Origin of the sequence: Halalkalibacter okhensis (assembly GCF_000787375.1) — a bacterium.
Taxonomy (GTDB): Bacteria; Bacillota; Bacilli; order Bacillales; family Bacillaceae_D; genus Halalkalibacter; species Halalkalibacter okhensis.
Genome location: NZ_JRJU01000015.1, coordinates 80390 through 104531 on the forward strand (window position 1 = coordinate 80390; position 24142 = coordinate 104531).

Consider the following 24142-nt stretch of genomic DNA (forward strand, 5'->3'; position numbering starts at 1 on the left):
GATGGCTTCTCTCGCCGTGCGCCTTTAGGAGAAGACCACTCCTAAAGGCTTAAAAGATTACGGCAGCTCCGCTCATCGCTTCGAGTTTACATAAAAAGGGAAGATCGCCCTTTTTATGTAAACTCTACATCACCATTCCTCCATCAACGTGGAGGGTTTGGCCTGTCATGTAGTCGGCGTCTGGGCTTGCTAGGAAGCGAATGACGTTAGCGATGTTTTCTGGTTTCCCTAATGTTGCCAGTGGAATTTGAGAAAGGAGTTGACCTTTCATATCATCACCAAGCTCGTCTGTCATATCTGTTTCAATGAAGCCAGGCGCAACTGCATTCACATGAATATTACGATTTGCAAGTTCTCTTGCCATGGTTTTAGTCAAACCAATAACCCCTGCTTTAGCCGCAACATAATTGGCTTGGCCTGCATTTCCAAGAACCCCTACAACAGATGCTACATTAATAATACGACCATAGCGCTGTTTCATCATTTGTCTTGTAACTGCCTTCCCACAATTAAAGACGCCTTTTAAGTTCGTATTAATTACCGCATCCCATTCGTCTTCTTTCATTCTCATGATTAGGTTATCTTTTGTAATACCTGCATTGTTAACGAGGATGTCAACACGGCCAAAAGCGTCAATCGTCTCTTTCACCATTGCTTGCACTTGTTCAGCATTAGCAACATCTGCTTGAATAGCTAAAGCGTCTACTCCCAATGCTTTTATTTCAGCAACCACTTGTTCTGCTCGTTCCTGGCTACCTGCATAATTAACAACTACATTGGCTCCATTTCGTCCTAATTCAATAGCAGTAGCCCGTCCGATTCCACGAGAAGCTCCTGTAACAATAGCTATTTTTCCTTGTAACATCATTCTGTCACTCCTTCTACCATTTCTTTCACTTTTAACACACCTTCTCGGTTACTTACGGCAACTACCTTTGCTCGTCTTTCAACTTTACGTACTAGTCCTGATAAGACGTTTCCAGGGCCAACTTCAATAAACAAATCTACCCCATTTGCTAGAAGCGTTCGAATCGTATCCTCCCAAAGGACTGGTGAATACACTTGTTCAATTAGATTTTCTCTAATTTTCACAGCATCTTGTACACCTTTAGCTGACACATTTGCAATGACAGGAACCGACGCATCGGTCACAGTAAGCTGGTTAAGAGTTGATTGTAATTTTTCAGCAGCTGGCTTCATTAAGCTCGAATGAAAAGGCCCACTTACTTGAAGAGGAATCACTCTTTTTGCCCCAGCCTCTTTTGCTTTTTCAGACGCAAGCTCGACTCCTTTTGCTGAACCTGAAATGACAATTTGGCCTGGACAGTTTAGATTTGCTAATTCTGCCGGTTCCGATGTTTCAGCACTCACACTTTTACATACTTCATCAAGTATACTACTTTCCAATCCAAGAACCGCTGCCATGGCTCCTTCCCCAAAAGGTACAGCTTCTTCCATAAATAAACCACGATTCCTCACCGCAAATACAGCATCCTCAAATGACATCGCACCTGCTGCGACTAACGCACTATATTCACCTAAACTATGACCCGCTACGTAATCAGGTTTAATGTTTTCATTATGTAAGAGCTCTAGTACCGCTGTACTCATGGTCACTAATGCCGGTTGCGTATGTTCCGTGCGCTTTAATGTTTCCTCAGGCCCTTGAAGCATAATTTCAGATAAAGAATATCCTAATTTTTGGTCTGCTCGCTGAAATACTGCACGACTTATTTCTTCCTCATTAATTAATTCTTGCCCCATTCCAACAGCTTGAGACCCTTGACCTGGAAATAAAAAAGCTATTTTTGGCATAGGTCATCCCTCCTCTATACTTTTTCTTCGACTTTTGCGACTTCATTTTTAATAATTGTTACAACTTGATGATCAACCATCTCTTTAGCCTGCCTAATTGCATGAAAGACGGCTGTTGCATCAGAGGAACCGTGAGCTTTAATAACAGGTGCTTTAAGTCCATATAATCCAGCCCCACCATATTCCGAATAACTTAATTGACTTTTAATCTCTTTAAAGCTCGACTTTAAGACACCAGCAGCAAGCTTGTTAACAAACGAACTCGTTAATTCTTTCTTCAACAAAGAAAACAAAGTTCCTGCTGTTCCTTCAACTGACTTTAGGACAAGATTCCCAGAAAAACCGTCGCAAACGACAACATCTGCTACACCAGACAATAAATCGCGCGCTTCAACGTTACCTACAAAATTTATGTCACTTGATTTTAGCAATGGAAAGGCTGCCTTTGTAAGTTCGTTCCCTTTCCCATCCTCAGTTCCGACATTTAGTAAACCTACACGTGGATTTGCCACATTTCGTACCATTTCCATGTAAGTCTTACCAATAATCGCATATTGTTGAAGGTGTTCTGGCTTTGCATCCATGTTCGCTCCGACGTCCAACAATAAGAAGCCTTTCCCGTCGAGTGTTGGTAGCATCGGAGATAATGCCGGACGGTCTATTCCTTTGATCCGACCAACATGCAGCAAACCTGCTGTCATTAACGCTCCGGTATTTCCAGCCGAAATACACGCATCTGCACGTCCTTCTTTTACTTCTCTTACGGCTAGCACCATTGAGGAGTCTTTTTTTCTCCGAACGGCTGTCGTTGGTTGATCTGTATCTTCAATTTTTTCCGTAGTATGTAAAATAGTCATTCTCTTATCATTTGTCATATGTTTTTTGATCTCTTCTTCATTTCCTACTAACGTAATTTTCAGTTCAGGAAACGATTGAATTGCCTTTTGAGCTGCTTCGACTTGCGCTTTGGGTGCATGATCTCCTCCCATTGCATCAATAGATATATTCATTAGGACTCTCTCCTTCTCGACTCTCTTTCATTTGTCCGATACATAACAAACTCACCAGAAAAAACGAGCTCCTGCTCTACGTAACTTTGCACATCAACAGTCGTTCTTTCTTTTTCAGTGGCTGTTACCCTTGCCTTAGCAATCACTCTTTCTCCAGCCTGTACTTGTCTCGTAAAACGAATTGTAGCTTTTCGAGTAAGTGCCATTTCATCATTTATAATCGCAACAGCTAGTGAATTGGCCTGGGCAAATAAGTGGTGCCCCCTGGCAATACCTGACCTCTCAAAAACATGCTCTTTACCAACATCTAGGATCGAAATGGCGCGCTCATCAAGCTGAAGGTCGACAATCTCTCCAATGACTTCTTCAGGAGAGAGTGCTTTAACATCATCAAGTTGTTTCTTGGCAACACCTTTTATTCTTTCACGCAATTCAGGAATGGCTAATTCTAATCGATCAAGGCGGATTGTTTGAATACTAACAGAAAATTGATCAGCAAGATCTTCATCAGTCATAAAGGGATTCTCTGCTAATGCCTCTTTCAAGAGTTCCTGTCTTTCCTTTTTCTTTCGTTTCATGGCCTACACCGCCCACTTTGCATTGAATATATGACTAGGTCCTAAGAGTAGTATATAATTGCTTCTCGCTGATTTCAATAGTCAATCAATTTTTTGACCATTTAACACACCTTGCTCTTCGATATAACGACGTAAGCCTTCATAGCTTTTGTCTTCCCAAAATTCTTTTGAATGAATTAAATTTACGGCATCCTGCCTTGCCACCTCTAAAGCCCTATAATCATGGACAACGTCTGCAATTTTGAAATCGGGCAATCCACTTTGCTTTGCCCCAAAAAAATCACCAGGTCCTCTAAGCTCCAAATCACGTTCAGAAAGAACAAATCCATCATTCGTTTCAGTCATAATTTTCATTCTCTCTTTTCCTACTTCTGATTTAGGGTCCGCTAATAAGATACAGTACGATTGTGCCTCTCCACGCCCAACTCGACCTCTTAATTGATGTAGTTGCGCTAACCCGAACCTCTCTGCGTCGTAAATGACCATCACCGTTGCATTTGGAACATTAACGCCAACTTCAACAACCGTCGTTGATACTAATATTTGTGTTTCATTTTGACTGAACGATTCCATGACTGCATCTTTTTCGGACGGGTGAAGACGTCCATGCATTAATCCAACCTTCCACTTCCCTTTGAAATGCTGATCCAGAATCATATGAACATCTATCGCATTTTGTACGTCAAGCTTTTCAGACTCCTCAATTAAGGGACAGATGACGTAAGCTTGCCTTCCAGCCAGAAGTTCTTTTTCAATAAAGTCAAGCACGCGTTCAAGTATATCTGGTTTAGCCCAATAAGTTTCAATTTGCTTCCTTCCAGCCGGCATCTCATCAATGATAGACACGTCCATATCCCCAAAGACTGAAATGGCCAAAGTACGTGGAATTGGCGTCGCTGTCATAAATAACACATCCGGATTCTCTCCTTTATCACGCAAAACCCGCCGCTGCTCCACTCCAAACCGGTGTTGTTCATCGGTAATGACCAAACCTAAATTATGAAACAAAACATCGTCCTGAATTAACGCATGTGTTCCAACAACTAGTGATAACTCCCCACTTTCTAACATCGCCAGGCGCTCAGCTCGCTTTTTACCTTTTACTGATCCAGAAAGCAACTCTACACGAATTTCAAACGGCTCTAACAAACTTTTTAATGATTGCACATGCTGCTCTGCGAGGATTTCCGTTGGCACCATTAATGCAGCTTGATAACCAGCACAAATCACTGCATACATACAAACTGCTGCAACAACTGTTTTTCCCGAACCAACATCCCCTTGCAACAAACGATTCATCCGATAGCTTGACTGAATGTCTTGCATGATTTCATCAACCACACGTTTTTGAGCAGCTGTCAGAGGAAATGGAAGCTGCTTAATAAAATGTTCAATTTCCTCCCTAGATATGGGAAGGGCACGTCCATTCGTTCGGTCTCTGTTCGCCTTACGGAACGCTTGCATTTTCAGCTGAAATAATAGAAATTCCTCATACACCATTCTTCTTCTTGCATGTTTCATTGACTCAGCATTAGGAGGGAAATGCAACCTAGACAACGCTTCTTTTTTAGTTGGTATCTTATAGGTTTGCAACAGTTCCTGTGGCAGAATCTCATTAATTTCATTACCAAATTGATTCATCGCTTGGTAAATAAACTTTCGAATTGCTTTTGTTGTTAATTTACCAGAAACTGAATAGATTGGAGCAATGGTCTGCTCTTTTTGTTCTCCTCCTCTATTCAGTTCACTTCCAGTGATTGTCATCCGGTGCTGATCCCACTTACCTGTAATTGTTAGTTCTGAACCAACTGCAATCTGACTTTTTAAAAAGGCTCGGTTAAAGAACGTGACCGTGATGAGAACTTGATTAACAAGAAATCGAAAGGATAAGCGATTTTTCTTTTTTCCAAAATACCTGACTGATGGCTCGCTTTGAACAATCCCACTTACCGTCACACGCTCTTCATGCTTCACATCATGAAGGTCTTTTAATTGATAATCCTCATAGCGAAATGGGAAATGTTCTAACAAATCCCCAACCGTAAAAATCCGTAACCCATTTAATTGCTTTGCCGTCTCTTCACCAATTCCATTTACTTCTATAACAGGTTTTTTCATTGCTTCGTTCATTTTTTATCAAGCGACACCCCGTAAATTTTTGCCTCTAGTTCACGTCCAGTCGGTGTCGCCGCTAACCCTCCTTGTGCCGTTTCTCGTAATGCTTCAGGCATCGTCTGACCTATTTTGTACATCGCATCAATGACTTCATCACAAGGAATTCGGCTAGTTATTCCAGCTAGGGCCATATCTGCTGCAACAACCGCAATAGAAGCCCCAATTGCATTTCGTTTCACACAAGGAACTTCAACGAGTCCCGCCACCGGATCGCAGACCAAACCCAACATATTCTTAAGTGCAATAGCCATTGCTTCTGCAGACTGACTCGGAGTTCCACCTGCCAACTCTACTAATGCAGCAGCTGCCATCCCTGTAGCTGATCCAACTTCAGCCTGACACCCTCCAGCTGCACCTGAGATCGATGCATTATTTGCAACGACAAAACCAAATGCTCCAGCTACAAATAAGTAGTTAACCATTTGTTCGTCGGTCGGTTCTAGTTTCTTTGTCATCCCAAATAAAACACCTGGTACTACTCCCGCTGATCCGGCCGTAGGAGTTGCACAAATCGTGCCCATTGCAGCATTCACTTCATTTGTTGCTACCGCCTTGCTAACCGCATCTAATACTGTTTCACTTGATAAATAGTTTCCCTTTTTAATGTATTCCTGAAGAAGAACAGCATCTCCCCCTGTTAACCCCGAGACAGAACGGACCTTTTCGGTAATGCCACGCTCTACCGCTGCTTTCATAACGTTTAAATTTTTCAGCATTTGCTCTTTGATTTCTGTACGTGTTCGTCCTGTTACCTCCATCTCCTGTTCAATCATTATTTCGGAAATTGATTTGCTAGTTGATTCTGCAAGTTCGACTAGTTCAGCTACATTTCTAAACATGAAAAGCCACCTCCAATTTCATTGTAATCATATTAATCATGAATTTTCGTTACCTTCATGATGTTCGGTAATTTTTCTAGTTCTATAAGTAGTGATTCTTCAACGTTTTGGTCTACTTCAATCACCATTAATGCTTCTTTTCCACGTTCTTTTCGTGAGACTTCCATATGTCCAATATTTATTTCATATTTTGCAAGTACATTTGAAACACTAGCAATAACACCGTACCGATCATTGTGAACAACGAGAATAGCTGGGTGGTTCCCTGATAACCGTAGAACAAAACCGTTTAATTCAATAATCTCAATTTTGCCCCCACCAATCGAAACTCCAACAAGTTCCATCTTCTCTTCGCCTTTTGTCAATACAACTCTTGCGGTATTAGGGTGATCAGTGATTGCCTCTTCTTCATGAAAATTCACATGAATGTTTTCTTTTTTGGCAATCGTTAATGCTTCTGTAATCCTTGAGTCAAATGTATCAAAATCCAAAACCCCACCTATGATGGCAACATCAGTACCGTGGCCTCTATACGTCTTAGCAAACGATCCATAAAAATAAATATCAGCCTGGTCAGGCTTTTGACCAAATAATGTTCTTGCTACTCTGCCAATCTTAGCTGCTCCCGCTGTATGAGAACTCGATGGCCCAATCATCACTGGACCGATAATATCAAAGACCGTACGATACTTCATCCGATAACCTCCTTAAATTCCCATTCACTATTTTATCATTAAAAATAAAAGGTGACCCCTGGTAAGATTTCCACGACTAGCGAAAACAATAAAAACAACAAAAATACGTCGCATTTCGTCATCTATTGCGCACTAGAGGTCAGACATCCTTACATGAGTCACCCATATATTATCAATGTATCACGCTTTTGTCATAGCTATTGAAACCGTTCCTGGTCCAACATGTGATCCTATCACGGCTCCAATTGATGTAATAATATCGCTTTTCACATCAAACTCTGCTTTAATTCTTTCAATCATTTCTTTAGCGAGAGGTTCGTTTACCGCATGAGATATCCCTACATGAACAGGATTAGATCCATACTTTTCTTTTAAGATCTCAACAATTCGATTCATCGCCTTCTTTTGTCCACGCGCTTTTTCAAATGGGTACACTTCCCCATCTTCTGTTAAAGATAAAATCGGCTTAATCTTAAGCATAGAACCAAATACAGCAGACGCTTTCCCGATTCGCCCATTTTTTTGTAAATATTCGAGGGTATCTACCATAAAAAACACATTCGTATCATGCAATAATGCATCTAGCCTTTCCTGACATTGCTCTAATGAATGACCATTATTCACTAATTTGGTTATTTCAACAACCATAATCCCAATGGCATAAGAAGCACGTTTAGAGTCAATCACCAAAATAGCCTCATCTTCATCCATTGATTGCTTAGCGATTGTTGCTGCTTGATACGTTCCACTCATTTTGGATGATAAGTGAATCGAAATTATTTGGCCTTCCCCTTCATTCAGAAGAGAACGGTACACTTCCTCAAATTGATAAGGCGTAGGTTGGGATGTTGATGGAATCGTGTTAGAGGCTTTTACTTTTTTGTAAAAGTCATCAGCTGTGAGTGTCACTCCATCTTCATACGATTCCGCCTCAGAAAATATTACATTCAATGGCACAACTGTAATGCCTAGCTGTTCAGCTAATTCAGCCGGTATATCAGCTGTACTGTCTGTTACAATCTTAATATTTGGCACACGAAACCCTCCTTTACTCTACCTTTACTCAACAGAAATGATATATGAGTAAAGGGGCTGATTACCTAAGTGCACATCTACTTCAACATCGGAAAACTCTTCTTCTATGAATTGAACAAGTGTCTTTGTTTGCTCATCCGATGCATCTTCTCCTTGCAAAATTGTAACTATTTCACTTTCATCATCAATCATTTGTTTAAACAATTGATTTGTAACCTCAAGGATATCAGGCCCAGAACTTACGATTTTCTTCTCGGAAATCCCCATAAAATCATCTTTCTTAATATCAATCCCGTCGATGTTCGTATCGCGTACCGCAAATGTCACTTGACCTGACTTCACTGTCGACAATGCATCTTTCATCACACCTGCATTCACATCTAAGCCTTGGGTAGGGTTAAACGATAATAAAGCTGCCAGTCCTTGCGGAACTGTTTTTGATGGAACCACAACAGCTTTCTCACCAACGACTTCAGCCGCTTGTTCAGCAGCCATAATGATATTCCCATTGTTAGGTAAGATAATGACTTTCTCTGCATGAACTTCTTCGATGGCATTAACGATATCCTCTGTACTAGGATTCATTGTTTGTCCACCCTCAATGACAACACCTGCACCTAAGCCTTTAAACAAGTTCGCAATACCATCCCCCATTGCGACCGTTACAATTCCAAATTCACTTTTTTCCTTTTTCTTGTTAGTAGATTCAGTGTTGTTATGCCCTTGCCCATAAGCTTCTTTTGTTTCGTCAAGAAGGTGGGTATGTTGCTCACGCATATTTTCAATTTTAATGTTGATTAATTCTCCGTACCTTTGAGCCTTTGTTAATACTTCACCTGGTTGTTCGGCGTGGATATGTACTTTAATTAAATCGTCATCTGAAACAACTAAAAGCGAATCACCTATTTCGTTTAATTCTTCTCTAAATTCTGTTTCAACAAAAGGATTCTTCCTTGTTTTTTCTGCCTGAATTCGAACCATCACTTCCGTACAAAACCCAAACTCAATATCTTCAGTCGCCATATGACTTTGAGCATTGTGATGTTCAATTTTCACCAGATTATCCATCGAAAGCTCTTCTGTTGTTGATGCTTCAGAAAGCTCTTCACCTTTTAAAACCGCTAAGAAGCCCTCATAGATATAAACCAAACCTTGCCCACCTGAATCGACAACACCCACTTCTTTTAGTACAGGTAATAAATCAGGTGTCCGTTTTAAAGAGGCTTTCGCTTCTTTAAGTGTTTCTTCCATGACAAAAACGACGTCGTCATGTTTTTTTGCAGTCTTTACTGCTTGTTTTGCAGCATCCTTCGCAACCGTCAAGATCGTTCCTTCAACAGGTTTCATTACAGCTTTATAAGCCGTTTCAACTCCACGCTCAAACGCCACTGCTAAATCGTTTGCTGAAATCTCTGCTTTTCCTTCTACCTGTTTAGAAAATCCCCTGAATAATTGTGAAAGGATAACACCAGAATTTCCTCTTGCCCCCATTAATAATCCTTTGGCAAAGGCAGCTGCTACTTTACTCGAGTCACTTTGAATATTTTGCTTTACCTCTTTAACCCCAGAGGTTATGGATAGATTCATATTGGTTCCTGTATCTCCATCTGGGACAGGAAATACATTTAATGCATCTACCACTTTCACATGCCTCGATAAATTAGCTGCACCTTCAATATACATGTAGGCAAGCTTCGTACCTTCAATTTGTTTTGCCACGAACTTATTCCTCCTAACTAAGCGCTTACGGGTTCGTGACGCGGACACCTTGAACAAAGATGTTCACGGAATCAACATCAAGCCCTAACATTTGTTCTAGTTGATATTTTACTTTTGTTTGTACGTTATAAGCCACCTCAGAAATTTTTGTTCCATAGCTGACAATGATGTACATATCAATATGAATTTGTTCTTCGTCTTCACGAATGACGACTCCCCGACGAAAGTTTTCTTTCCCTAATAAATCGGTAAGGCCATCTTTCAGTTGCTTTTGAGAAGCCATTCCGACGATTCCATAACAATCAATAGCTGCTCCACCAGCAATTGTTGCAACAACATCCTTTGAAACATCTACAACACCTAGTTGAGTTTTCATTTCAATTGACATTCCCATTCCTCCCTCTCGAAGACAAAACTTGATTCACTACAGTCATTTTACTATAATATACCACAATTTAAAAGCGTATTCGGATGGAACCGCTTTTTGTGTGTGTCAAGCAAGATTACTTGATAAAGTTTTTAGTAAGCTATTGCATTATACCAAGGGCTGTGCTACTATATTCAAGTATGATTTCAAGTGTCTGTATTGGGAATAAGGAGGTGCATATCATGGCACGTAAATGTTATATTACAGGTAAACAAGCTCGCACGGGAAACAAACGCTCTCACGCACTTAATAAAACGAAGCGCCGTTGGGGTGCAAACGTTCAAAAGGTTCGTATTTTAGTAGACGGTAAACCAAAACGTGTGTACGTTTCTACTCGCGCACTTAAGTCTGGTAAAGTAGAACGCGTATAATTTGTGAATTCCATTCACTTAAGATGCAAATTATATTTGCAACTGTAACAAAAAAGCACCGGTATCCGGTGCTTTTTTGTTGTTTTACCCTTTTTTTAATGAGTTCAATACTGCCTTGACAAACCCACCTAAAAATTTAGGTAGCTTGATCGTGTAGAATTTCATAGCTCCTCCTCCTCAACGTGAATAGCCACCACGGGGATAATGTTTAAGAAACTTGACTCACGACCTAGGACGTGAAGCAAAGTGCCCCTATCCATCAAGCCATTTTGTTTAGACAAGAATCAATGATAAGGATTAAAATAATTGCTCCTTTTAAACTTATATATCTAGATACGACAAACTATTCCTATTTTTTTATTGTCATATCTCCGTGATACCATTCTTGAGCAAATTATCCTTGTCTCTTTATCATTATGCATATGCCCTATACCCCAATATATGTCTGTTGAAAAAGAATGTTCATCTTCCTAACAAATAAACACAATGCGTTAGAAATGTCCGATTTCACTGTCAAATCCTTTATTTAGCTTTTTTGACAGCAAAAAACATGCCCCTATTTACTGAGCATGCTTGTTGTTCTTACCCTCTAATTTCAGAAATAGCTAGTTGACGGTTTTCTTGATTATAAATAGCTGAACCCGCAACTAACACATTAGCCCCTGCTTCCACACATTTTCTAGCTGTTTCTGGATTGACTCCTCCGTCAACTTCAATTTCAATAGGTAACCCACGGCTTTGAACCATTTGTGAGACTTTTTCAATCTTTTTTAAAACTGAGTCGATAAATTTTTGCCCACCAAAACCTGGGTTAACCGTCATCAATAAAACTAAATCAACTTCCTCCAATATTGGCTCAATTAATTCTACAGGGGTGGCAGGGTTTAAAACCACCCCGGCTTTCACACCCTGTTCTTTTATTAAATGAATCGTTCTATGCAAATGTGGGGTTACCTCAACATGAACAGAAATTATATCTGCACCCGCTTGTACAAACTGCGGGATATAGGCATCTGGGTTTTCTATCATTAAGTGAACATCTAACGGCAAATTAGTAATAGGACGTATCGCCTCAACTACAAGTGGACCAATTGTGATGTTAGGAACAAAATGTCCATCCATAACATCAACATGAATATAATCAGCCCCTGCTTGTTCGACATCCTTTATATCTTCAGCTAAGTTAGCAAAATTAGCTGATAAGATTGAAGGCGCAATCTTAATCATCAGTCATATCTCCTTTTTTGGCTTTTAATTTCATCTAAAAATTGCAAATAATGTTTCATTCTCGTTGAACTGATCTCCCCTAGGTCGTATGCCTCTTTGACAGCACATTTCGGTTCAGATGTATGAGTACAGCCTCTGAATTTACAATTTGCTGAGAGTTCATCCATTTCCGGGAAGCAACCTGATAAATCCTCCGCTTCTAGATCGATAAAATCAAGCGAACTAAATCCCGGCGTATCAGCAACAAGTCCAGTACCTATTGAGAGCAACTCAACATGTCTTGTCGTATGCTTTCCTCTACCTAGATGGGAAGAAATTTCATTCGTCTCAATATTTAATCCTGGTTTTAAACTGTTTAATAGCGAGGATTTCCCCACACCTGATTGACCTGCAACCACACTTACCCGACCATCAAGATATGGCAGAATTTTGTCAATTCCATTGTTCTGCAATGTAGATGTCAATAATACGGTATAGCCAATTGTCTCATACTCTTTTTTGTATGATTCAATTTTTAATAATGATGTATCATCAAGGAGATCTACCTTACTAATAATGATAACTGGAATTAAATTGTTTGCTTCGATATGTACAAGAAAACGGTCAAGTAGTAACGGACTAAAGTCTGGTTCTAATGCAGAAAAAACAAGCAACGCTTGATCCACATTGGCAATAGGAGGGCGAATAAGTTCATTTTTTCGCTCGAATACATGAAGAATGTACCCATCTGTAACATTCTCTGCTTCAAATTCCACTTGATCTCCGACTAAAGGTTTAATCTGACGTTTACGAAAATTTCCCCTTCCGCGACATTGAATAACACCGTCTTCAGATTGAACATAATAAAAACCACTTAACGCTTTAACTATCATTCCAGTTGCCATGCAAACCTCCTAATGTAATACAATGACAAAAGGCAGGAATATTACTGCCTTTTGTCACTTGTTAATTTCGCTGTCTAAACTCATACGGACCTAAATCCTTTTCAAGTTCTCCATCAATAAAGATCTTAATATAACCATTCTGTGAAGGAGACGTTACTAATGGAATGGAGTAAAGTTTGGTATCAGTAATCGTTTCATCTTCATATACCTCTTCTTGTCCTCCAGTTGTATGATCTCGATAAACAATTCGGATATCAAATGACTGCCCAGCTTCGCGTTCCTCTGTAGACATTTGAATCTCTTGCCTTACTTCATAATTATAAACAGGCTCAGGCTCAGGTTCTGGTTCAGGCTCTGGTCCTCTTGAAATCGTCAGGCTAACTGATTGACCTTTTTCGACCTCAGTATTGGGAGAGGGGGATTGTCTAAGAACTCTTCCAGATTCAATCGTATCTGAATGTTCATAGCTAAGGTTATGAGTAAGCTCAATGTCATCTAAATAGCTAATTGCTTCAGACTCTCTTACATTTTCAAGATCACGTAAGCGAATAGACGGGGCAACACTATATGTTAGATGAATCGTTGTTTCATCAACAATCACCATTGTCCCTGGTTCAGGCTCTTGTAAAATAACATAGTCTGGAGACTCTTCGTCTGTTTCTTGCTCGGTTGTTTCAACCTTATACCCTTGTCCTCTTAAATGACTCGCTGCACGATCAATATGCATACCGACGACATCATCTAGTTCAACCTCTTCCTTGCCCTGACTAACAAAAAGCCGTACAGTAGAGCCTTCCTTCACCATAGAGCCTGGCCGAGGATTTTGTCTAACGACATGATTTTCAGAAATCTCACTATCTTCTATTTCCTCACGAACGACAACAAGTTTTAAGGAAGTTAACTCTTCTTCCGCTTCTTCAAAAGAACGATCTACCACACTTGGCACCTCAACTTCACCGACTTGAAAAATAGTTGGAAAGACTGCAAAGGCCGCAATTGCTCCACCAAGTATAAGCAAGGCGATAATCACTAAAATAACTAACCATTTTTTTCCTTTTTCTTTTTTTCGGTTCCGTTTCAGGTTTCGTATCAACTTTTTCGACAGGCTTGCTTTGCGCTTTCGCTGAAGGTACCTCAACCGTTTTATCAAGATCCGTGACTTCATGATCACGAATAACTGGTATAGCTTTTGTGGCTTCCTCATCTTCATCTTTAACGACGAAAACTGATTCATTCACTCGTTCAGGGGTTAATGCGGTCAGGACATCTTCTTCCATTTCTTGAACCGTCGCATACCTCTTTAGAGGATCTTTAACTGTTGCTTTACGAATGACATTTTCAATGCTTTGTGGAAGCGACGGAACTTTTTCCTTTGCCGAAGGAACATCATTTTGTAAATGTTTAATGGCAACAGAAACGGCAGTATCTCCTTGGAAGGGGAGCTCTCCTGTTATCATCTCATATAAAACAATTCCAAGTGAATAAATATCTGACTTATATGTGACATGTCCTCCACGAGCTTGTTCTGGTGAAAGATAATGTACAGATCCCATAACTGAATTCGTATGGGTGATGGTTGCAGCTGAAATGGCACGAGCAATACCAAAATCAGTTACTTTTAAAACACCGTCATGACTAATTAAAATATTATGTGGTTTGATGTCACGGTGAATAAGATGATTTGCATGGGAATGCTCAAGGGCTGAGAGCATTTGTTCCATATAATCAACTGCTTCTTCCACAGGTATCGGTCCGCCTGTTTGAATTAATTCCTTTAACGTTTGACCTTCCACATATTCCATAACTATGTAATACGTATTGCCTTCCTCTCCAACATCATAAATATTTACAATATTAGGATGTGCTAGACTGGTAGCCGATTGCGCCTCACGTCTAAAGCGCTGAATGAACTGCTCATCATCAGAAAATTGAGGTTGCAATACCTTTACAGCAACATGGCGGTCAAGAATGACATCGAGCGCTTTATAAACATTTGCCATCCCTCCGCCACCAATAGTCTCGAGAATTTGATAGCGACCACTTATGCGCTGTCCGATCATTGCTCTTTACTCCGCTCGTTCGTTTGGTTAGTATAATTGATCATTGCCACTGTAATGTTATCTTCCCCACCGCGCTCGTTTGCAAGGTTTATTAACTTGTCTGCTTTTAATGGCAATTCCTCGGATCCTTCAAGGGACGCCTTCAATTCATCATTACTCACTTTATTCGTTAACCCATCTGAACATAATAATAGCTGTTGTTCTTCCTCTACTTGCAAAGTTGTTACATCAATTTTTATCTCACTTTCAGTTCCAAGTGCCCGGAGCAGGACATTTCTTCGTGGGTGATGTTCTGCTTCTTCTTCTGAAATTTGTCCATTTCGAACAAGCTCTTGAACAAGAGAGTGGTCTGACGTTTTTAATTGAAATCCAAATTCATTATATACATAGGCACGACTATCACCTATATGAGCGATTGAAATAAACTCTTCTGTACATAACGCCACAACAAGAGTTGTCCCCATCCCGCGACATTCTGGGTGTTGCTCTGCGTGGACATATAGTTGCTCATTAATGCGTTCAAACTGTTCTAATAGCCATTTTTCTGCATCTACAACCGTAGCTATTTCCTTTACTTCGCCCCAAACATCACGCAAATAACTTGTAGTCATCGTGCTAGCTACATCTCCTGCACGATGTCCTCCCATTCCATCAGCCACTACAGCAAGGATACCTAGTTCGTTTTTAAACACTCCACCGCTATCCTCATTATGCGCACGTACTTTACCTACATCTGTTCGAAAAGTAAACTCCATCTCCTAGATTCACCTCGTCTCCTCTTTTCGCTCCTTTGCTCGAAGCTGACCACAGGCTGCATCGATATCATGCCCTTGCTCTCGTCTGATTGTTACATTGACACCGCGATTTTTCAATACTTTTTCAAACGCAAAGATTTGTTCTCTTGGTGTACGAACATAATCGCGTTCTAGTACGTAGTTTACAGGAATCAAATTCACATGACATTTAACCCCTTTTATTAAATCCGCTAAAAGTTCTGCATGCTCTTCTTGGTCATTTACGCCTCCAAATAAACCATACTCAAACGTGACACGTCTACCTGTTGTTTCTATATAGTACCGAATGGAATCCATTAGCTTTTCAAGTGGCCAAGCTCGATTAACCGGCATAAGTTTGCTACGAATTTCTGTTGTTGGTGCATGTAATGAAATCGCAAAGTTTATTTGCATTTTCTCATCAGCAAATTTATAGATTTTTGGAACAACACCACTTGTTGACACGGTGATGTGGCGTGCACCAATATTCAACCCTTTTTCATGGTTAATCGTTTTTAAAAACGGAACAAGTTCATCGTAGTTATCAAATGGTTCCCCTATACCCATAACAACAACTGAACTTACTCTCTCTTCCACTTCGTCCATTGCTCTTTGAGATTCTAGCACTTGCGCAACGATTTCTCCTGCTTCCAAATTCCTCTTTAACCCACCAAGAGTCGATGCACAGAATGTACAACCTAGTCTACATCCCACTTGAGTAGTTACACAAACACTATTTCCATAGTCATGTCTCATAACAACTGTTTCAATGGAATAGCCATCGTGCAATTCAAATAAGAACTTTACTGTTCCATCTGATGATACTTGTCTAGTTACAATTTTCAACGTCGTAATCGTAAAAGAATTCGCTAATTTCTCACGTAAATCCTTTGACAAGTTCGACATTTGCTCAAAACTCGTCACACGCTTTTGATATAACCACTCAAAAATTTGTGTAGCACGAAATTTTGGTTCACCTTGTTCTTTTAGCCAGTCTTGTAAATCTTCAAATTTAAGTGAATACACCGACTGAAGCTGCTCGCTTTCAGGTACTTTCACTGTCTTTTTTAATTCTTCCATCGTCGCACACCTTTCGCGTTCCTTTATTGTTTGATAAGACTTGCAATAAAAAAGCCGTCTGTTTGGAAATCTTGTGGAAGGATAGTAACCATTCCTTCCTCATACCGACCAAGCGCTTTTTCAGGCAGCCTATCTTTTAACGTTTTATCTAGTTGAAAGTCTTGGTGCCTCGCTAAAAAATTCGCGACACTTTCTTCATTCTCATCTTTATCCACCGTACATGTACTATAAATAAGTGTTCCACCTTGCTTAACAAACGGTGCTACAGCATCTAAAATCTCTTGTTGAATATTTTTTATTGCCTTTATATCTTGTTCGCTTTTCGACCATTTAATATCCGGCTTTCTTCTAATTACTCCAAAGCCACTACAAGGGGCATCGACTAAGACACGGTCAAATGGTTCTTTCACCTTTTCATGGATTTTTCTTGCATCCATTGCTTCAGCTTTAATACATGATAGCCCAAGTCTTCTCGTTTGATCGTGGATCAGCTTCACCTTATGATCATGTAAGTCAAATGATAATACGGTTCCCATATCATCCATTTGTTCAGCGATGTGAGTCGACTTCCCTCCAGGGGCAGCACACGTATCTGCCACCGCCATACCAGGTTTAGCCCCTACAGCTCGTCCTACTAACATCGAGCTTTCATCTTGTACTGTCACATAACCTTGTTTATACGTATTCGTTTGAAAGACGTTTCCTTTCTCCACAATGATTGCATCAGGTGATAAGTCACCACGTTTCACTTGCAAACCTTCTTCCTCTAGAAGAGACAATGCTTCTCCCAGCGATGCTTTCACCTGATTTACACGAACCGTAACATTTGGTGGCTCTAAGCTAGCTTGACACATTGCCTTTGTTTCATCTAGTCCGTATTGATCAGCCCAACGCTTTACTAACCAAACTGGGTAACTATACTCTAGGGCAACCTTTTCTACTTCGTCTTTTATATTAGTATGCGAAGGTAAACCTTCTCTTTGGATGGAGCGAAGGACACCGTTTACCATTCCGCTTATTCCTTTATGCCCACGTTTTTTGGCAATGGCCACAGCCTCATGAATGACAGCTCTCTCCGGGACACGATCTAGATAAGCTATTTGGTACACGGATAAACGCAATAAAACCTTTACCCAATCTTGCAGGGAAGAAACTCCTTTTTTTACAAACGACTGTAAATAATAGTCTAGCGTATCTCTGCGCTGAATGGTCCCATAAACAATTTCTGTTAATAAACCGACATCTCTTGGATCCAATTTTGTTCGATTTACCGTTTGATTTAAAAGGAGGTTGCTATATGCTTGATTCTTCTCAATTTGAAGCAAAATTTCTAATGCTACTTCACGAACTGGTTTACTCATTTGATTCTCCTAGCTTCATTCCTGTCTCTAAATGGGCACCTGCACCTCGAATAAACGAGGTCGCATCCATTTTCTTTTTACCTGAAGGTTGAAGTTCTGTAATTTTGATGGCCGTGCTTGACCCTGTTGCAACAATGATTCCGTCTTGATCAATACGCTCAATCACACCAGGTGCAACTGATTGACCCGACTCGACCTTCTCTCCCCACCATACTTTTAATGGCTTGCCTTCTAAAGTTGTATAGGCTACTGGCCAAGGGTGTAGGCCTCTAATTTGATTATACAAGTCTTCCCCTGAACGACTCCAATTAAGCAACTCCATCTCTCGAGAAATATTTCTAGCAAAAGAGACTTTTTCCTCATTTTGTGTTTGGGCCTTCAAATTGCCATTTATTAATTGTGGAATGGTACTAATTAATAGCTTTGCACCTGCAACACTTAACTTATCATGCATAGTACCGACATGATCTGTTTCTTCGATAGGGACGCTCACTTGTGAAATCATATCACCCGCGTCTAATTTCTCAACCATATACATTATCGTTATACCGGATTCTTTTTGACCATCGATAATTGCTTGATGAATCGGAGCACCACCACGGTATTTTGGAAGAAGTGAAGCATGAACATTAATACACCCATGTTTTGGATAATCTAACAACTCTTTTGGCAAGATCTGTCCAAAAGCTGCTGTAACGATTAAATCCGGTTCATATGAAAATAATTTCTCTAACTCACTTTTTTCACGGATTTTTTCTGGTTGCAACACTTCGATCCCGTGCTTCTTTGCTTCTACCTTTACTGGAGGCGGGGTTAAGATACGCTTTCTCCCAACTGGACGATCTGGTTGTGTCACAACCGCAGCAATCTCATACCCTTCCGTTATTAAGCTACTCAACACAGGAACGGAAAAATCCGGTGTTCCCATAAAAACAATTTTCATTTATTCGACCGCCTTTCATGCAGTCACTATACTAGACATTGATAGTACCTGCTTGCGTAGTTATGTATTAAAGTGGGCAGTGCCCTTATAGGTTTTTATTATAAGTCTGTTTTCGCATACAAGATTTCGTTCAAACTCCTATAGGCTTAAAAGATTACGGCGGCTCCGCTCATCGCTTCGAGTATACACCAAAAGGGGAAAGCGCCCTTTTGGTGTATACTCTTATGTAAACATATAAGGATGCATGTCTATTGAAACTTGTAATTGTCCTTGGTTCATATCACGGATGAAATGTTGTTGTATTTCACGTAATGTTTCGAGTAGTCTCGGTTCGTTTCTGTATTTTATCATGCATTGATATCGATATCTATCTTTTATACGCGCTAGTGGAGATGCGACTGGTCCTAATATCGTTGTTGTTGATTCTTGCATCTCTCTCTTAAGGAATGAAGCAATTTTTTCAGAAACTGTGATCACTTTCGTTAATTCAGGATGAGAAATATTAATTAATACCATAAACACATAGGGTGGATATAATGCAACCTTGCGCTGCGACATTTCCATTTTAAAGAAATGTTCATAATCATGACTTTTTACAAGCTCGATACTATAATGATCTGGTGTATACGATTGGATAATCACCTTGCCCTCAAGGTCGTGTCTACCTGCTCGCCCACTTACTTGTTCCATTAACTGAAACGTACGCTCTGCGGATCTAAAGTCTGGGATATGGAGCATCGAGTCAGCTGCTAGCACACCAACAAGCGTAATTTTAGGGAAATCAAGACCTTTTGCAATCATTTGTGTTCCAAGTAAAATATCTGCTTCCCCACGTCCAAATGCAGACAATAGCCTTTCATGAGATCCTTTTCTTCTAGTTGTATCAATATCCATACGAATCACTCTTGCTGTCGGTAACACACGAGTCAGTTCTTCTTCTACCTTTTGCGTTCCCGAACCGAAAAAGCGAATATGATCACTCCCACAAGATTCACATGTGTTTGGCATCTTTTCTTCATGACCACAATAATGACATTTTAAAGAATGTTGCGTACGGTGATAGGTAAGCGAGATGTCACAATGTTCACAGGTAGCTACATATCCGCAGTCTCGACACATTACAAATGTTGAATACCCTCTTCGGTTTAAAAAAAGGACAGACTGTTCCCCTTTTTCTATCCTATCTTTTAACATTTCCAATAGTGTATAGGAAAACATAGAACGATTCCCATTTCGTAATTCTTCACGCATATCAACTACTTCTACTGCTGGCATTGCCCGCTGATTTACTCTAGTCGTTAATGGCAGCAATTGATAGACTTGTTTCTTCGCCCGTGCATAAGATTCAAGTGAAGGCGTAGCACTCCCTAAGATAACCGGGCACTGATGATAGCTTCCTCGAAAAATGGCGACATCTCTTGCATGGTACTTTGGGTTTTCTTCTTGCTTGTAACTTGTTTCATGCTCTTCATCAATAATAATGATGCCTACATTTGTAAAAGGGGCGAAAATCGCTGACCGAGCACCTACAACAACCTCAACTTCTTTTCTTAAGATCTTTCTCCATTCATCGTACTTCTCACCCATGGATAGGCCTGAATGAAGCACAGCTACTTTCGAACCAAATCTTCCTTTAAATCGTTGAACCATTTGTGGGGTTAATGAAATTTCAGGAACAAGAACAATCGCTTCTCTGCCCAATTGAAGAGCCTTATCAATGGCTTGTAAATAAACTTCCGTTTTCCCACTCCCGGTTACGCCGTGTAGCAAAAACGTATCATGTTGTTTTGTCACAAGGGAGTCCAAGATCGGTTCAATCACTTGTTGTTGCTGCTCAGTAAGGGGGAGTGGGGTTGTTTGTTCAAACTGAACTCCAGCTAACGGGTCTCGATAAACCTCTTTTTCAAACTCATGAATGTAACCTTTTTTCACTAATGCCGTGATAACTTGCCTAGTAGTTTGCAACTTTTTTAATAAGTCTTGTACAGAGATAGGTTCAATACTCTCTTTTAAGAAGTCCACAATTTCTCTTTGCTTCGCAGCGCGCGTCGGAATTTCTTCCAGTTGTACGTTAGGATCCGCTAGTTTGATATAACGTGCTGTTTTCTTATGCCCTTTTTCTTCCACTTGATAACGTACTTCAAGGAGCCCTTCTCTAACTAACTCCTGTACCAATTTCAAATTTGCTTTTTGATCTAAAATCACATCAGACCATAACGTTTTCTTCCCAGGTTCAAAGTAATTTTGCAAAGAAGCAGGTAAGTTTTGACGTTCTGTAAGCAAGACGATTTCTTTTTTTACCTTAGTCCGCATAGCAGCAGGAATCATGAGTTGATAGGCCGATAACTTAAAGCTCAGCGTTTGTTCAGATAACCATTCACCTAACTCAAGTAACTCCTGCGTTAAAACAGGAACAACATCAAGAACATCCTCAATTGGCTTAATTTTGTTTAGGGTCGATTCTTTCTCTAAGTCGATCACAAACCCTTGAATCTTTCTTGGTCCAAACGGGACAACTACCCTAATTCCTGGCTGTATAACATTTTCCCATTCTTTTGGAACTGCATAATCAAACAGGCGATCGGTTTGGGATGTTGGAACATCGACAATCACTTTCGCTATCATAAACGAAGATGCCTTTCCATATAGGAAATGATATCTGAGATAATGAATTGAGCAGCCTCTTTTTTCGCAAGGACTGGATATTCTTTTTTCTCCCCGTCCTTTGTAAAGGTAGTAATAATATTCGTATCTCCTTTAAAGCCAGCCCCTTCTTGTAAAATATTATTTGCTACGATTAAATCCAGATTTTTAGAATGTAGTTTTTTCATAGCGTATTCTTCAACATGTTCAGACTCTGCAGCAAACCCTACAAGAATCTGCTCCACTTTTTGATCACCCATAGTCTGTAATATATCCGTCGTTCTCTCCATTTCAATAGACCACTTACCTGGCTGTTTTTTTCGTTTTTGTTCAAATGTATCTTTCGGTCGGTAATCTGCCACGGCTGCAGACTTAACAACAATATCTGCTTTTTCATAATAGCTCATCGCTGCCTCAAACATTTCTTTCGCCGAAACCACATTAATGATCTCTACCCCTTTTGGCGGATCAATATGTGTTGGCCCCGAAATTAAGACGACTCTAGCTCCTTGTCCATAAGCTGCCTCAGCAATCGCATAGCCCATTTTTCCTGACGAGTGATTAGTGAAATAACGTACCGGATCAATCCTCTCTTGAGTTGGTCCAGCTGTTATGACAACCGTCTTCCCCTTAAGTTGTCCAGCACCGGTTACAAAGTGACGTTCAAGAACGGCAAGAAGGTCTTCTGGTTCAGCCATCCTCCCCTTTCCAGTCCATCCACAAGCAAGATAACCTTGTGATCCATCTATGAAATGGTATCCATCTTGTGATAACGTCGATACATTACGTTTGACAGAAGCTTTGTTATACATATTGACATTCATTGCAGGTGCAAGATAAACAGGAGCAGTTGTAGCAAGCAATGTTGTTGTCAACATATCATCGGCTAATCCATTAGCGAGCTTAGCTAGCACATTCGCTGTTGTAGGGGCAACCAAAACAACGTCTGCCCAATCAGCCACATCAATATGAGCGATTTTTGTTGGATCAGGTTCAATAAATGTTTGATCATAAACCACTTGACGTGAAAGCGCTTGGAATGTTAAAGGAGTGACAAACTCCTTTGCTGATTCTGTCATGATTACTTTCACATTGGCTCCTGCTTGTACTAGTTTGCTTGTTAGAGCTGCAGCTTTAAATGCTGCAATTCCTCCGCATACTCCAAGGATGATATTTTTACCTTTTAACATGTTTTCACCCACTACCTCTTCTAATTATCCATTCATAGAAAAAAGGCTGACTCAAAAGTTCAAACCCAAAAAAAGAATCCTACATGCTTCGTTGGGGTTTGAAGCTAATGAATTGAGTCAGCCTCTAGCTTTTTTTATTCCTCATCGTCTAACGGATTAATACGTTTAAAATGCAAGTGATCATCGATAATTTCTTCGAGTGCAACCCCAACCGGTTTGTGAGAAACAGGTCGACCCACCATAGGACCACGTGATAGATCTTCACGAATTTCACGTGCTCGTTTCGCCGATACCGTAACGAGTGTGTACTTTGAATCTAGTTTTGTTAAAAGCGAATCAATCGAAGGATATAGCATTAGTCAACCTCCACAAGTTCTTTATATTTTTCTATTAAGCGTTCACGTTTACAATGCTCGGCAGTTACAATTGATTTGATACGATCAACTGCTAAGTGAACTTGATCATTTTCTACAACATAATCATATTTTTTCATCATGTCAATCTCTTCTTTTGCAACGGTCATCCGTTTGTTAATAATATCCTCTGTTTCCGTACCGCGTCCAACAATACGACTTCTGAGCTCTGCTAAGCTTGGTGGCATTAAGAAAATGAATACACCTTCTGGAAAACGTTCTCTCACCTTAAGAGCACCTTGTACTTCAATTTCAAGAATAATATCTTGCCCATTATTTATCGTTTCTCTCACATATTCAATCGGGGTTCCGTAATAATTCCCTACGTATTCTGCCCATTCTAACAATTGATCTTGTTCAATCATATTTTCAAATTGCTCTCTTGTTTTAAAAAAATAATTGACTCCATCTTGCTCTCCCTCTCTCGGAGAACGAGTTGTAGCAGAGACTGAGTACTGTACGGACGTATTTTCTTGACGTAATGCCGAACAAACTGTCCCTTTACCAACACCGGCTGGCCCCGATAATACAAGTAATAGACCTTTCTCTTTCTTCATGGAAACCTCCTACACGCTTCATGCATTTCATGCTTATGTATCCTAACATATTCTTGCTTAGTCTTCACCTGTATCGTCTTTGCTAGTCAACCTTTGTGCAACTGTCTCAGGTTGAACCGCACTTAAGATCACGTGATCACTATCAGCAATAATAACAGCTCGCGTTCTGCGACCATATGTTGCATCAATTAACATATTACGATCTCTTGCGTCTTGAATAATTCGTTTTATTGGTGCTGACTCTGGACTTACGATGGAAATAATTCGATTAGCTGAAACAATATTTCCAAAACCGATGTTAATTAATTTAATGTTCATTTCTTTTACCCCCACTTTAGGAGAGCCGC

25 protein-coding genes are annotated in these 24142 nt (G+C 40.1%); 1 reads left to right on the forward strand and 24 read right to left on the reverse strand.

Features of this window, described 5'->3' with window-relative positions; genetic code table 11:
- Positions 1–124 precede the first annotated feature (124 nt).
- The 10 genes from fabG to LQ50_RS12490 form a co-directional block, all read right to left on the reverse strand.
- Positions 125–865, reverse strand: a complete 741-nt coding sequence (fabG, locus tag LQ50_RS12445) for a 3-oxoacyl-[acyl-carrier-protein] reductase (RefSeq protein WP_034629776.1) — start codon at positions 863–865, stop codon at positions 125–127.
- Positions 865–1815 carry an ACP S-malonyltransferase gene (gene fabD / locus LQ50_RS12450; protein WP_034629717.1) on the reverse strand — a complete coding sequence of 317 codons (951 nt, stop codon included), beginning with the start codon at positions 1813–1815 and terminating at the stop codon, positions 865–867. Before fabD ends, fabG begins: the two co-directional genes overlap by 1 nt.
- 14 nt (positions 1816–1829) lie before the next feature.
- The gene (gene plsX, locus LQ50_RS12455; protein WP_034629719.1) at positions 1830–2825 is read right to left on the reverse strand and encodes a phosphate acyltransferase PlsX; all 996 of its coding nucleotides are present in this window, start codon (positions 2823–2825) and stop codon (positions 1830–1832) included.
- A complete protein-coding gene (fapR, locus tag LQ50_RS12460) occupies positions 2825–3403 on the reverse strand; it encodes a transcription factor FapR (RefSeq protein ID WP_034629720.1) in 579 nt (192 codons plus the stop codon). The genes plsX and fapR overlap by 1 nt, the downstream gene beginning before the upstream one ends.
- 81 nt (positions 3404–3484) lie before the next feature.
- Entirely contained in the window at positions 3485–5533 is a 2049-nt protein-coding gene (recG, locus tag LQ50_RS12465) for an ATP-dependent DNA helicase RecG (protein WP_034629722.1), read from the reverse strand.
- A complete protein-coding gene (gene sdaAA, locus LQ50_RS12470; protein WP_034629724.1) occupies positions 5530–6417 on the reverse strand; it encodes an L-serine ammonia-lyase, iron-sulfur-dependent, subunit alpha in 888 nt (295 codons plus the stop codon). Before sdaAA ends, recG begins: the two co-directional genes overlap by 4 nt.
- 32 nt (positions 6418–6449) lie before the next feature.
- A complete protein-coding gene (gene sdaAB, locus LQ50_RS12475; protein ID WP_034629725.1) occupies positions 6450–7112 on the reverse strand; it encodes an L-serine ammonia-lyase, iron-sulfur-dependent subunit beta in 663 nt (220 codons plus the stop codon).
- A 180-nt stretch (positions 7113–7292) separates the two neighbouring features.
- Positions 7293–8147 carry a DegV family protein gene (fakB, locus tag LQ50_RS12480; RefSeq protein WP_034629727.1) on the reverse strand — a complete coding sequence of 285 codons (855 nt, stop codon included), beginning with the start codon at positions 8145–8147 and terminating at the stop codon, positions 7293–7295.
- A 24-nt stretch (positions 8148–8171) separates the two neighbouring features.
- Entirely contained in the window at positions 8172–9830 is a 1659-nt protein-coding gene (fakA, locus tag LQ50_RS12485; RefSeq protein ID WP_052144728.1) for a DAK2 domain-containing protein, read from the reverse strand.
- Between the two features lie 61 nt (positions 9831–9891).
- Entirely contained in the window at positions 9892–10254 is a 363-nt protein-coding gene (locus tag LQ50_RS12490) for an Asp23/Gls24 family envelope stress response protein (protein ID WP_034629730.1), read from the reverse strand.
- A 221-nt stretch (positions 10255–10475) separates the two neighbouring features.
- Between LQ50_RS12490 and rpmB the strand changes: the two genes are divergently transcribed.
- Complete coding sequence (gene rpmB, locus LQ50_RS12495; protein ID WP_034629733.1) at positions 10476–10664, forward strand: 50S ribosomal protein L28; 189 nt, start codon at positions 10476–10478, stop codon at positions 10662–10664.
- Between the two features lie 84 nt (positions 10665–10748).
- Here rpmB and spoVM read toward each other — a convergent pair whose 3' ends face one another.
- The 14 genes from spoVM to remA form a co-directional block, all read right to left on the reverse strand.
- Positions 10749–10829, reverse strand: a complete 81-nt coding sequence (gene spoVM / locus LQ50_RS12500; RefSeq protein ID WP_034629734.1) for a stage V sporulation protein SpoVM — start codon at positions 10827–10829, stop codon at positions 10749–10751.
- A 417-nt stretch (positions 10830–11246) separates the two neighbouring features.
- Positions 11247–11891 carry a ribulose-phosphate 3-epimerase gene (gene rpe / locus LQ50_RS12505; RefSeq protein WP_034629736.1) on the reverse strand — a complete coding sequence of 215 codons (645 nt, stop codon included), beginning with the start codon at positions 11889–11891 and terminating at the stop codon, positions 11247–11249.
- Positions 11891–12775, reverse strand: coding sequence for a ribosome small subunit-dependent GTPase A (rsgA, locus tag LQ50_RS12510; protein ID WP_034629737.1), 885 nt, complete (start codon positions 12773–12775; stop codon positions 11891–11893). Before rsgA ends, rpe begins: the two co-directional genes overlap by 1 nt.
- 61 nt (positions 12776–12836) lie before the next feature.
- Positions 12837–13793, reverse strand: coding sequence for a PASTA domain-containing protein (locus LQ50_RS26015; protein WP_237563702.1), 957 nt, complete (start codon positions 13791–13793; stop codon positions 12837–12839).
- Positions 13729–14835 (reverse strand): Stk1 family PASTA domain-containing Ser/Thr kinase, encoded by a 1107-nt coding sequence (gene pknB, locus LQ50_RS26020; RefSeq protein WP_237563703.1) that lies wholly within the window; start codon positions 14833–14835, stop codon positions 13729–13731. Before pknB ends, LQ50_RS26015 begins: the two co-directional genes overlap by 65 nt.
- Positions 14832–15590 carry a Stp1/IreP family PP2C-type Ser/Thr phosphatase gene (locus tag LQ50_RS12520; protein WP_034629739.1) on the reverse strand — a complete coding sequence of 253 codons (759 nt, stop codon included), beginning with the start codon at positions 15588–15590 and terminating at the stop codon, positions 14832–14834. The genes pknB and LQ50_RS12520 overlap by 4 nt, the downstream gene beginning before the upstream one ends.
- A 9-nt stretch (positions 15591–15599) precedes the next feature.
- The gene (gene rlmN, locus LQ50_RS12525) at positions 15600–16688 is read right to left on the reverse strand and encodes a dual-specificity RNA methyltransferase RlmN (RefSeq protein WP_034629741.1); all 1089 of its coding nucleotides are present in this window, start codon (positions 16686–16688) and stop codon (positions 15600–15602) included.
- A gap of 23 nt (positions 16689–16711) precedes the next feature.
- Positions 16712–18049: a 16S rRNA (cytosine(967)-C(5))-methyltransferase RsmB gene (gene rsmB, locus LQ50_RS12530; protein WP_034629743.1), complete on the reverse strand. Its 1338-nt coding sequence runs from the start codon at positions 18047–18049 to the stop codon at positions 16712–16714.
- Positions 18042–18992 (reverse strand): methionyl-tRNA formyltransferase, encoded by a 951-nt coding sequence (fmt, locus tag LQ50_RS12535; protein WP_034629745.1) that lies wholly within the window; start codon positions 18990–18992, stop codon positions 18042–18044. Before fmt ends, rsmB begins: the two co-directional genes overlap by 8 nt.
- Positions 18993–19214: 222 nt before the next feature.
- Positions 19215–21617 carry a primosomal protein N' gene (gene priA, locus LQ50_RS12540; protein WP_034629747.1) on the reverse strand — a complete coding sequence of 801 codons (2403 nt, stop codon included), beginning with the start codon at positions 21615–21617 and terminating at the stop codon, positions 19215–19217.
- The gene (coaBC, locus tag LQ50_RS12545; protein ID WP_034629778.1) at positions 21614–22825 is read right to left on the reverse strand and encodes a bifunctional phosphopantothenoylcysteine decarboxylase/phosphopantothenate--cysteine ligase CoaBC; all 1212 of its coding nucleotides are present in this window, start codon (positions 22823–22825) and stop codon (positions 21614–21616) included. The genes priA and coaBC overlap by 4 nt, the downstream gene beginning before the upstream one ends.
- Before the next feature lie 134 nt (positions 22826–22959).
- Positions 22960–23181, reverse strand: coding sequence for a DNA-directed RNA polymerase subunit omega (rpoZ, locus tag LQ50_RS12550; RefSeq protein ID WP_034629750.1), 222 nt, complete (start codon positions 23179–23181; stop codon positions 22960–22962).
- Complete coding sequence (gene gmk / locus LQ50_RS12555; protein WP_034629752.1) at positions 23181–23795, reverse strand: guanylate kinase; 615 nt, start codon at positions 23793–23795, stop codon at positions 23181–23183. Before gmk ends, rpoZ begins: the two co-directional genes overlap by 1 nt.
- Before the next feature lie 57 nt (positions 23796–23852).
- On the reverse strand, positions 23853–24113 hold the full coding sequence (gene remA / locus LQ50_RS12560) for an extracellular matrix/biofilm regulator RemA (RefSeq protein ID WP_034629754.1): 261 nt from the start codon (positions 24111–24113) through the stop codon (positions 23853–23855).
- Positions 24114–24142 lie beyond the last annotated feature (29 nt).